Source organism: Segatella hominis (assembly GCF_004535825.1).
GTDB classification, from domain to species: Bacteria; Bacteroidota; Bacteroidia; order Bacteroidales; family Bacteroidaceae; genus Prevotella; species Prevotella hominis.
The window spans coordinates 1-12,155 of sequence record NZ_SGVY01000076.1 but is presented as its reverse complement, the minus strand read 5'-3'; the positions used below and the strand labels follow the sequence as shown (position 1 = coordinate 12,155).

Sequence of the window (12,155 nt, the reverse complement as noted above, 5' to 3'; positions counted from 1 at the left end):
AGAAAAAGGATTTGGATGGTGAAGGACTAAATCAGCACATAGCTATTTGCTAGAGTAGTTAATAGTACACCTTAACACCAATTAACCAAATCCATGTTACTTGATTCTGGGTGCAAAGGTAAAAGAGTAGTTACTTAAAACCAAAAAGGGGCTAAAAACGGCAAAAAGATGAAGGGTGAAGGGTTAAATCGAATTTCCATTTTAAATTTTCTTCGCTATAAAGATTTTTCAAAAAGAAATCTACCACATCTATTTTCAAACAAAACATCTAAATATACTTTTACACAAAAACTACTACATACATTTCCTATAAAACCACTACAAACACTTCCTATAAAAAGGAAATGAGCGAACAGAATGCCAAGCAGATATTCCTGTTTCGCTAAGTTTGCAAAGTGCCTAAGGAAGGGCACTATTGTGCCAAGATAAGAGCACTTTTGTGCCCCCGAGAAGCACAAAAGTGCACAAGTCAGACACCACCCGTAAATCCGAAGCCCAGATTTCTATCTTTCAGAGATACGAGTCGCAAACAAGTCATTTGCACTTTATATTTGCGAAGCGTATGATCTTTAACACGCTATTGGCTTCATGCTCATTAAAAATCTCTTCCGCGATTATAACATCCATAAAGTCGTAAGGCATAATCGTATTTCTCCCCATCATCCCATACAGGATAAGCCTCAATGGTTCCCGATTCAAGATCGAGAAGGAACACCTCGTCATCATAACCTTGCGAACAAGTCCAATAGGTAAGCTCTGGAGAAAGACCGAATTTCTTGAGATTCTTTATAGCAATGGCGCTATCAAACTCCTCCCACTCCTCCATCCGATCATTAAAGCTGAATTCTTCCCCATGCAGGACCTGAGTTTCTCCTAATCGGGATAAGATCAATTTCCAGTCAGTCAAAGAAGGAATGCTCCAATGCAAATACCTATTGCCATGTTTCTGATCATACGCTTCAGCAATATCGATGATTTCCTGCAGGCTATAACTTTGAAAACTGTCGATATCAAAGACTGGCAAAAACCGGATTTGCTCATTAGTTTCATCAAAGATGACACCCAGAACCCGATCTTTATGGGATACGACATCACAAATCTGCCCATCCTTCATTAAATATTTTCCTATATGAGTCATCATATTTAAATACATTTAATCAATAGTTGTCATTTCCTTCTTTTAGGATTTATGATCATATAGAGGCAGAAGTTACCTCATTTCTATCAGAGAAACAGTAGCTTAGAAATTATTTCCCTTGCGAGGAAATCTTGCTTTTCCATAATGTTTCAAGTTCCTGCTTTTTGGGACCTAAATAAGTCTTAACATAACTAAGAATATAATACTCCGCAGCTTCCTCATCCACATCGTCTTCAAAATCACAGGTGATAGAAAACCCCGTCTTGGCAATAGCAGGTTCAAAACCGGCACTATACCTTATTCTCTTTTCATTGGCATTTAATTCCTTACAGAACTCACGGGCCATATCAGCATGCAAATCATTAATGAGGACAGCCCCCAGAAGCGAAATGGCAAACTTACCATCTCGATGAGAAAACACCCTAACAACACCTTCCGGTAAAGCCAGATAAACTTCACCTGTACCATCCTCTTTGCATCCCCTTGTATCACATGCTAAATTTTCTTCCTCCGCCAATAATTTGGCGAGCAATACGAAGGAACGCCGGTTTCTTATCTCACGCTTGTAAGCACCCTTCTGAAAGTTGCTGAATATCCAGGAACAACCAAAGAAAAACGCACACCCTATTATTAAAAGCCAAAAATCAGTAGAAAACATAATATTTTTTGTTTCATAATCATTAATTAATAATATACTTGTGTTTAATACTCTGATTTTTCAAGTGCTACATTGACTAAAAACAATTTGGTAAAATTTGAAAGAAAATAATTACAAAGAAGAATACATGATATCATTTATTCTTGCTTTTTTACTTCAAAATGTTTCGTCAATCTTTAGAAATTTTAAATCCCAACGTCAAAATAAGTTTGATTGTTTCAATTGACGTATTTCGGTCGTATTCCTTTTCTTCCTCGCTCAAATCCTCATATGGGACAAGACAAGGATGTTTCTTTTCCGCATCATTGCGCTCTTCACCATACGTCCAGCCATCCTTCATCCGTCCAGATGCCCATACCTCATGCACATTCTTGGCAATATCTTCTGCCAAAGCTTGCAATTCCATGGGTAAACCAACATTTTTCGTGTCGATAGGATGTGGGGTGTAATTGTTCTTATTCATAGTTCACATTTTCTATTGATTACTATATGAAAGAGGAGAGATAACATGAAATCTATCGTTCAAACACAAAGTTTTTTAATCCAAAGCATCCAGCAAGATAAACGATGCCCAATATTTTGCATCTTTATATCCTTTAGCTCGTACATCCTGTTGCGCTTTTTTCAACGCCTCTCGTTTGCTCACACCAGACATGAGATACCTGTAGAAGCAAATCATAAGCTCGGCAGTGGAAGTATCATAAACATTCTTCAGACTCATCAATAGGGTATGGACACCTGCATTTTTAAAACCACGCTGTAAGCCGAAGACACCATCTGTACCCAACTTACCTAATCCTGTTTCACAAGCTGAAAGAGCCACAAGATCACACCCCCTTAGGTTCATCTTTGCCACTTCTGCAGCTGTAACGATACCCGTATCATCTAAATTGGCACCAGCAAAAGCAAGGATACTGTTCGACATTGCTTCCTGGTCAGTAACACCCTTTTGAACCCTATATGCACCATGAGTGGCAATATGAAGGATGTTCAGTTTCTTATCAGTCAACCCACAAAAAGCTTGTTTGCTTGCTTTTAGATCAGAAAATTCCACAACTTTTTGAATATTTCCATTCTTAAGTATTTTTTGTATCTCATCAATCTCACGTTTAGTATTATCCAAATTGCCGAACATGCCTACATCGCCATTACCACGCAGCTTTGCCAAGTCACACTTTACAGAGGAATTAATTGCATCTTCGTTGTAGTTAATGTCGCCAAATAGAACTGCATTACCTGCCTGTACTTGCTGATGATGATAGCAAAGTTCTTTGGTCGTGGAGAGGCGATAGACCTCCATCTGATTGCTTAGTGGTTTTCCGTCGTATATCAAATATTCTATGCCTATATTATTAAATATGTCATCTGCAGAGAAAAATAGTCGTTTCTTTCCAGACAAATATTTTCTAATTTTACCCCATACGAGATTATCTGAGGAGTCATAAATATGATCATCGTCAAGCATTTCCTTTGCCTCTGCCAAAGTACATATAGGAATCGCTACAGGAGTTTTACTATCTTTTGTCAGAATAATCGCCTCCATAAAGTTCTCGGTATCCAATACGCCTGTCTTAATGGCAGCAAACTCGATGGCTATATCGGTAGTAGCCAACAGCTTTTGCACATCTTTCCAGTTATATGAGATATAATTAGTGAAATCTGCGAACTCCGCACATTGCTTATAGAGCTGCAGTTGGAGTGTTTGATTCTTTTGGGACAATGTTAGTATTTTCTGCAAGTCGGCGTCGCTCTTGGCATTCTGGCGCAAATTGGAGATTTGGTTTGAGATGGACTTCGTTTGCTCGTAAAGTTCCTTCAACTTTTTGTCGCCATGTTGGGTAAGTACCTTTTCAAATTCAATGGACGAGTTCAAGAGAATACCTTTAAAAAGAAGTGCAGCATCATAAGCAATGGCAGATAACTCTGAGAAGAGTGAGGAATTATCCTGCGGAATCATGGTCAACAATTCCAAGAGTTCTTGGATATTATTGGTTTCTTCTTGCCAGGTCTGTATTCTCTCGCTTTCGCTTTGCATACGGAACTCCTCACGAACGGCATCTCTGATAGCTTCCAGATATTGCTTATAGTAAATGATTGCATTAGGGAAATCTTCCTTCATAGCATAGCAGCCTGCGATGGTGGCAAGTGAACGGGCATAAGTCAGCTTACCCAAATACTGGAGGGTCATCTGGAGGTTGTTCTTCTCGTCCTTAATGATGTTGTCCAACTTCTGGATTCTTTCCTTCTGCATGGCTTCATCCTTGTAATCCACCTCCTCTGATTTTCCTGCATATACATAACAGAGTTTCAGAGAGGATGCTGCCTCCGTGTAGTCTTGCGCCATGCCTTTCTCGTCGAATAGTTGCATGGCTTGCTTATGATGGACAATAGAAACATCATAGTCCTTGTTGAATTTCTCGGCTTTGGCAAGTCGAAGAATAGCTTTTGGATAATCCTCGCTGTTTTTATCATACCGTTCATAATAAGCAATTTGCTGGTTATAAGCCTCACAAGCCTTAGCATATTCCTTCATGGCAGAATACGCATTGCCGATACCTTTTTGGCAATCGGCAATCTTCTTTAAAGATGCATTCTTTAACGATGTATCTCCATTTGCAGAAGACTGATAAAACTCGATGACCACAGTAAAATTATCGATAGCTTGCTGATATTGCTTTCCAATATGACAATACAAGGCTGCCATGTAGAGTTGGTTGGCATAAGTTGCGTTCTTTCCTTGTGTTTTCTTGACGAGGTTGGCGGAAAGCGTTTCGTATTCACCTGCACTAACCCAGTCCTTGGTATTTGCCAAGAACTTGGCGTAAGCTTCGTATACTTCCGCCTTCACCTTATCATCTATGTTCATAGACAGCACTTGCATAAAACATTCCTTAGCCTTGGCTGTGTTGCCCTTAGAGGCATAATAGTTGGCTCTGCCCAACATGCACTTCGGCTCATTACAATCCTTAGTAAGTTCATGCTGGTTATGCTCTTCCGTCAACACCATGATACGTTGAAGATTGTTATTATCATTCCGGTCGCTATAAATCATGGCAAGCCATTGCAGGAGATTTTCATACATCTCAGTGAATTTCTCCACATGAAGCAATGCCTTCTCCCAATATGTGACAGCCCCATCTATATTATCGCTCAGATAATAAAAGCGTCCCATGTTGAGCGCATAAAGCCCATAGTTCTTATGCGGTCTGCCTTGCTTTTCCTTTAGTTTATCACAAAGCGTCATCGCCTGCTCTTGGTATTTCACAGCATTGGCATAATCTTTTTCCAATGCAAAGCTGAGAGCATAATTGTTGAGCGAAGTGATATAGTCTTCATTTACTTCACCGAACAATTTCTTGCGCATATCCAAGGCCTGCTTAGTATATCCGCGTCCTTCGCTTATTTTCCCTTCATTTACACATTGCTTACCCTTGTCATGGAGAGCTTGCGCCTCGGATGCGGATTGGGCATAAGTGGAGAGGGAGAGGGATAAAGCAAATATTGATAATATGATTTTGTGCATAGTCAAATATTTTAAAAGTTATATTTCTTCGAAATTATAGATGTCAATCATATTTTGCGGATAAGCAGCACGAGGCTTGATGCTTATAGGATAAATTTTCAATGTTGCTTCTTGTCTACTTAATTGTGGATATGCTCGCATTAAAGCATGTTCTGTTTCTTTCCACACATATTCACTTCTTGCAGCATTTGCCGACCAACACAAAATAAACAAGTCTGCATTATCTATATATCTGAAAATCTCTTCTTCATAAATATCACCTGCTGACAGTTTATCTTTATCAAAGAAGTAATCCGCTCCTTGAGCTTTATAAGCGAGAGCGATATGTTTCACTTGCTCTATATCTTGATGGGCATATGAAATAAATATTTTATTAAAAGTTCGAGCAATAACTTGAGGATTTAGCATTGTTGGTTGAGTATCGACTATTGCAGTCAAGAAGCGCATGTCTCCCGCTATATTACCATTGATAAACAAATTGACTTCACAGCTTAACTCTTCTACCTCCAAACTATTTGGCACAAGATAATCAAAACTACATTTTGTGAAACTACCTTGCCAAACAAGTTGCTTACGTTCATTATACAAGATATTTTCTCCATAAATATTTAGTTCAATATCAACCTTATCATTTCGTTTTAATTTGGTTAAAAGAGGTATATAGTCACGGCGTTCTGAATTTTTATCCGATTCAATCGCAAGAGACATAACCTTTTCAGTTTCTTCAATCAAGTGCAAATAAACCTGAACAACAAAATGACTCCCACGTTTTATCTCTGCCGGAGCAAAAACAGAACTATAAACATTATCTTCATGAGCCTCATTTTTTCTTCCGCAAAACAAACGACTCCAAAAAGAATTCTTCGAAGAATTCCGCTTTGGTTTAGGCTTTTGTGGTTGTGGAATATAGGTTTCTTGAGGTTTCCAAATATTGGATTTGCAATTGACTCCACCTGCAGTTACAGCAAAATCATTACCACAAAACTCTACTTGTGGAATAAAATTGCACATATCACTAGTTTCCTCTCTTTCTATACTTGTTAGCAAATCTTCCACTTCGCCATTCGAAACAAGGATATCAGGATTAGGAATACAAGTTGATGCAAAATCTACTGTTTGAATTAGAGAAAAATTATTACCACTAGCGTCTGCATCTCCATTACCGTCTATACTTAAAGCATTTTCAACCGTAGCCCATTCTTTATCTAATTTTCCAATTAACGTATCGGCAAATTCATGGTTACAAAAAACACTATCTTCAATATTTTCTAATTCATTAGGAAGCTCAATCGTATCTCCCTTGAATAGTATCGTATCTTGTGAAGTCGTTTTAATGTTTTCGATTTCCTCCCTAAAACATTGTAAGGACTGACTAAAACGAACAGAAGTATCGTAACTTAATGCTTGAAGGATTACTTTACCTAGTTTTTGCTCTGCATCATTTACTGAACTTTGCAATCGCACAGGAAGAGGCACGTTCTTACCACCAACACGAAGAGTCAAAGATTCCTTTCCATACTTTTGCCAAAGAGGAGGCAAAAGATTGTTTAGCATAAAATAGGCAACCATAGCGATTTCATATATAGCAGAAGCTTCTCCAAACTCTTGCTTTTTATATGTCTCTGGTGCCATATACCACTTGCTACCAACGCCTATAGCGACATCATTCCTTTGATTTTGACAAACACAACTACCAAAATCACCCAACTTATATATTCCCTTACCATCCCTATATATATTATTAAGGTGAATGTCTCTATATTGGATTCCATGATCAAGACATTCTTGAACACCATCTATCAAATCTAATATTAGCTGGCAGAATTTTGAGAAAGATAATTGATAATAATGACAAGACAATAGGTCTGAAAGAGGAGTTGCTTGTTCCATTATTATTCCTCGCCCATCCTCAGTCATACGATCTACCGATAAAACATGAGGTAAGTTCGCCAACTCTTGCATGACATAGAATTCATGATTTATCACTTCTTGGGGAATTTGCTTTCGAAAAGCCTTTACAACTTTTTGAGTAGCACATTTTTGATTCCATGTATAAACATCTGCAGTCGTTCCTATACCAGTCAAAACGTGACCTAGCTTTCTTTCTTCGTTTAACGGTATGCGAAGATGCTGCAAGCCAAAATAATCTATATGCGAAGAACAAACAGGCAAGTCCTTTTCATCTTCTATATATTCCGTGCTTCCTTTTTGTGATTCCTTAGAATCTTTTACTGTTTCAGAATCTACACAAAAATAATTGTAGTTTACCCCATCGGAACCAACAATAGGGTTGACTCCTGTACTTACAAGAATTTCCTTGTTCTTTGGTACAGCCAATGTCGGGTCTAAATGATACCATTTTCCCTCCAATTTTACCAAGAGCCAACAATGACGACTCAAACGCTCACTATTCTTCAACTTACCAAAAACAAGTTGACTTTCTATACCTAATAGCTTAAATAAATATTGAGCTGCTTTGGCGTATCCAGTACACACCGAATTACGATATACAAAAACACTATATATCGTTTGGTTGAAAGCAGAATAAATATTATAGTTACAATAAAGAGCCAACCATTTATAGACATACATGACTTGTTCTTCTTGTGTAAGCCTCTGCACGTCTAAAATGTGAAACTCATTAAGAATCACATTTTCAATTTGCCTTTTAACTTTTTTAGTCCGCTCTTTATTAATAGTATAGTGTAGCCTGAGCGTTCTAGCATCTTCATTATAATTCCAAATGTGAGAGAACCAAAATATATCAGGGTTATCCCTCATTATTTGACGAATAGCCATGTAAACATCGTTATCTGATGTTGCCAATGGCAATATTAACGATTCTTGGTGTCCAAGAATAGCATGATGAAGTTGTTGGTATATTGTCATTACTGTATATTATAAACGTCCTTAAAAACTACTTCCAATAGGTCATCACCCTATGATCAAAAAAACTGTTTTCACCACAATAAACCGTACGGGTATTCCAGTTTCCATGACTATCAAATTTATGATATTTAAATGTATATATAGCAGTTTGTTTAATATTTCCTTTTTCTAAGCTCTGAACTTCTTGATATACCGTTCCATCTGTATTGTATATATAATGTATAGTGAATAAACCTCCACCTATCTCAGTTCTACTTATTTCAACATTATTATTTTTATAAATAAACGTTGTTTCTCCAATATGTCCCAACAATAAAGATTTACATTTTATCAGATATCCATCCTTATTATAAACGGGACTGAAAATATCTTTTTTTCCTATTTTGCCATCTTTAGCGAATGTCACATATTCACTTCCTTCACTTCTTTTGTATGTTATAGACTTGACTGATCCCTTTACATTTTCAAGTAACATGTCATGGAATGATTGTGCAAAGGAGCAGTTTGCATACCATAGCATTATAATCGTAAAAAAAACTCTATTTATTTTCATAATCTAATCTATTATGGAAAATCCTGCCCAAAAATATGGTTGTTTATAAACCTTTGAAATATTACTCTGTGCCTTTTTAAGAGCAAGTCTTGGATGAATTCCTTGTATAATGAAATTGTAAAAACTTTGCATAAGCATAGCTGAAGCATCATCTGGAATTTGCCATAGACTAAAAACAATCGTACCTACACCTGCTTGTTTTAAGGCTTGTTTCAATCCGATTTCCCCACAAAAAGGATTAACAAATCCAAGTCCTGTTTCACAGGCAGAAAGTACCACCAAGTCGCACCCTTTTAAATTTAGCTGCGATAATTCAAAAGCACTCACGATACCATCTTCTAAGCCTTTTGGAATTGTTTCACCTCTCCAGGCCTTTTCTGCTCCAGCCAACAATAACCCGCTATGCAAAAGTGAAGTTTCTCTTTCATAACCTATCGTTTCTATATTCTCTAACAAATTCCTATGATGACGCTGATCGTCCGTTGTAGAAAGAAGAAAGCCATGTGTACTAATATGCAAGACCTGCGGAGGATTACCACTAAAAGCCTTTAAAGACTCCTCATTAGCATGACTTCCAACAAATAGCTTAACTTGTTTGGCATTTTTTTTCAATAAATCTTCTATATATAAAACTTCATTCAAACTACCTTGTAAAAAACCTTCTACTGCACCTCGATTATTAGGCTCATTTTCTAAAAGTTTTTGCAGCATCTCATTTGTTTGACCTTCATAAATTTTATATGTATTGGCAGCTTGGACAAATTCGTCCATACTTTCATCATAACTGACGCCACCATATATTGCAAATTTTCCATTGCAGTTAAACTGCTTTTTCTTTAAATCATTTATAACAGCCGTAGAGGAAACTTGATGCAAAGTATAGCTTTCATTTAATCTATGCTTACCATCTCCTAACAATTCAAAATTTATAAAACAAAGAAATCCTACAGGGGAATAATAAATAACATCATTTTTTTTTAAGTAAGGCTCTAATTTTTTAAATATAAGGTTATAAATGCCGTTATTTTTTGTTGAATATATGTTATTAATAAAATCTTTATCCGTATGAATTATGTTACGGAAAAGACTATCAATATTTTCTGTGTCACATAAATCTATATATATAGGACTTTGACTCTCTTTCCTTATTAATAAAACTCCATATCTAAGCGAGTTCCTTTCATAAAATTTTTCAGATGTAACAATGAATTCTAATGCAACATCATGTTCGCTAAGACTATCTTGTATATTCTTCCAAGAGTACTCTTGTAGAGACTCGTCTGATAAATTTTGCTTCACAAACAATGCATTATCATATGCTAACTGAGAGATTTCTGGTGATTGTTCAAACACTTTAAGCATATAATTATTCATGTACATTAAATCTTCTTTACAATCCTCCCACAAATTTTCTAAATTAATCTTATTAGAAGAACTACAAACTCTTTTTATTGTTTCATGTTTTTTATGATTGTACTCTTTAAGATAAAAAATTCCTTTTTGGTTTTTCTGCATACCACAACAACCAACAAGTATTTTTAACGCCAATTCTTTTTCAACTTCGTCTTTTCCTATCCGAAGAGTTGTTTTAAACAACTCAATTCCTTTTTCTAAATTATTATCTTGTATGTAAGAAAGACCCAAGATTCTTCGCACTTTATCCCATTGATTGCCTATATGACTTACAGAATTGTCACTATACACCTTTTCAAGTATCTTTTGTGCTTCAAATTTATATCCTAACCTAGCATAAATTCCCCCTATAATTCCTTGAAGCAGGTTTCTGTATAAAGAAAACTCATCAGAACCGAAAGTTTCAATAACCCTGTCACTAAATTCATCAACTAACAACTTTCCGTAAGCATAATCACCAAAATCTAAATACACATCTATTAATTCTCCAAGACAGTTATAATACTTCAAGCTATGATCTCCAGCTAATTCATACATTTTTTTTGCTTCATTTAGGTATTTTATAGCAAGCATATTATTTTTAGATGCATAATACACCATTCCTAATTTTTCTTTAAATATTCTTGAGGCATACAAATCAACTTTTGACATACACGTCACAAGGCTATCCGCTCGGGTTAAATACGAAATTGCAAACTGATAATTATGTGTAGAAGTCAGCATTTCTGCATAATTTGCCACAAGATCACAATATTCGGAAAGATTATAGTTATTGAGATTCCTTTCGTATGGAAGTACTGCATTTTGAAACAAACGATTTGCATTTGCGCAATTTCCAACAACAAGCTCAGAATATATCTGCTGATATTTTTTTTCATTTTCGGCAGATTGCGTTTCGCTTGAGACATTATCTATTTTTAATTGAACCTTAAAGTTATTAATAACACTTTGATAATTATCTATAAAAGATCTGTCCAAAGCATTAGGAGTCTTGCATAAGCTGTCCAACTCTACCACTAAATTCTTCGCTTCCAGAAAAAGTCCATTTTTTACAAACAATTCAAGTTTCGTCCCTTCTAAAAGTAAATATTGCTGACTTTTTACTGTATATGCATCTTTGACATTTTCCTCTATCTTATTGATTGTTGCTATAGCTTCTTTATAATTCCCTTGAAATGTATAACCTTGAACTATACTGTTACTTATCAACAAATAGTATTTATGTATGAAGGTTCCTCTGTAATTCAATTCTTCTTTGTGGGAAAGATCCAACGCTTTTTTCAGCAAGGCCAGACCTTGTGTTGTCTCATTTTTTTTAATAAAAGCTATTGATTGAAAATACTTACAAATTGAAAGAAAAAAATCATATTTCTCACTTTTTTCCACTGCTTTTGTGAGCTTTAGACATAATTCTTCAAATGCAGGCAATTCTCCACGACTATTATAATACTCAAATGCAGGCTCTACAGCATAGAAAAGGGACTCTGTAGCTCTCGGCATATGTTTACCATAATAGTCAAAAATAAAAGTAAGTAGTTCTTTTTCTTTACAACTACCTGTATAACAATAAATTTGAGATAACCATCTAAGAACTTTCCAAGAATCAAACGCTCTTTCGGCAAAGTTCATTGTTTCATTTTGTCTTAGAGCAGTAACATATTGCTCAAAATAAATTGTAGCTTTGTCTATGGAATCATAATTGTGTTCCATAGAATACACATAATTATGAAAACCTGTGTCTACAGCTTTTCGCAATTCCTCTTCACTATCATTTTCCTGTGCATTGATATCTATACAGCAGAACACTGTTAACAAAAAAAATAATACTTTCATAATTCCTCCTTACATTCGTTTACCCGTTGGCGGAATTAATTTAGCGCATACTTAACCCTGCCAACCGGTCTGTTGTTTACATAATTAATATATTGCAAGACTGTAAATGCGCTGATTTTCCCGATGATTCGGGTAAACAGTCCTAGTG

7 protein-coding genes and 1 pseudogene are annotated in these 12,155 nt (G+C 36.0%); all 8 read right to left on the bottom strand.

Features of this window, described 5'->3' with window-relative positions; translation table 11 throughout:
• Nucleotides 1-595: 595 nt before the first annotated feature.
• Nucleotides 596-1,141 (bottom strand): hypothetical protein, encoded by a 546-nt coding sequence (locus EXN75_RS16170; protein ID WP_134844603.1) that lies wholly within the window; start codon nucleotides 1,139-1,141, stop codon nucleotides 596-598.
• 106 nt (nucleotides 1,142-1,247) lie between these two features.
• Complete coding sequence (locus tag EXN75_RS16165; RefSeq protein WP_134844602.1) at nucleotides 1,248-1,796, bottom strand: hypothetical protein; 549 nt, start codon at nucleotides 1,794-1,796, stop codon at nucleotides 1,248-1,250.
• A 169-nt stretch (nucleotides 1,797-1,965) separates the two neighbouring features.
• Nucleotides 1,966-2,259: a RyR domain-containing protein gene (locus tag EXN75_RS16160; RefSeq protein ID WP_118119645.1), complete on the bottom strand. Its 294-nt coding sequence runs from the start codon at nucleotides 2,257-2,259 to the stop codon at nucleotides 1,966-1,968.
• A gap of 75 nt (nucleotides 2,260-2,334) precedes the next feature.
• Entirely contained in the window at nucleotides 2,335-5,319 is a 2,985-nt protein-coding gene (locus tag EXN75_RS16155; protein WP_118119643.1) for a CHAT domain-containing protein, read from the bottom strand.
• Between the two features lie 18 nt (nucleotides 5,320-5,337).
• Entirely contained in the window at nucleotides 5,338-8,208 is a 2,871-nt protein-coding gene (locus tag EXN75_RS16150; RefSeq protein ID WP_118119641.1) for a protein kinase domain-containing protein, read from the bottom strand.
• 28 nt (nucleotides 8,209-8,236) lie between these two features.
• The gene (locus EXN75_RS16145; protein WP_134844601.1) at nucleotides 8,237-8,761 is read right to left on the bottom strand and encodes a hypothetical protein; all 525 of its coding nucleotides are present in this window, start codon (nucleotides 8,759-8,761) and stop codon (nucleotides 8,237-8,239) included.
• A gap of 3 nt (nucleotides 8,762-8,764) precedes the next feature.
• Complete coding sequence (locus EXN75_RS16140; protein WP_118119637.1) at nucleotides 8,765-12,007, bottom strand: CHAT domain-containing protein; 3,243 nt, start codon at nucleotides 12,005-12,007, stop codon at nucleotides 8,765-8,767.
• A gap of 35 nt (nucleotides 12,008-12,042) precedes the next feature.
• Nucleotides 12,043-12,155: pseudogene (locus EXN75_RS16135) on the bottom strand (IS982 family transposase); the annotation flags it as partial.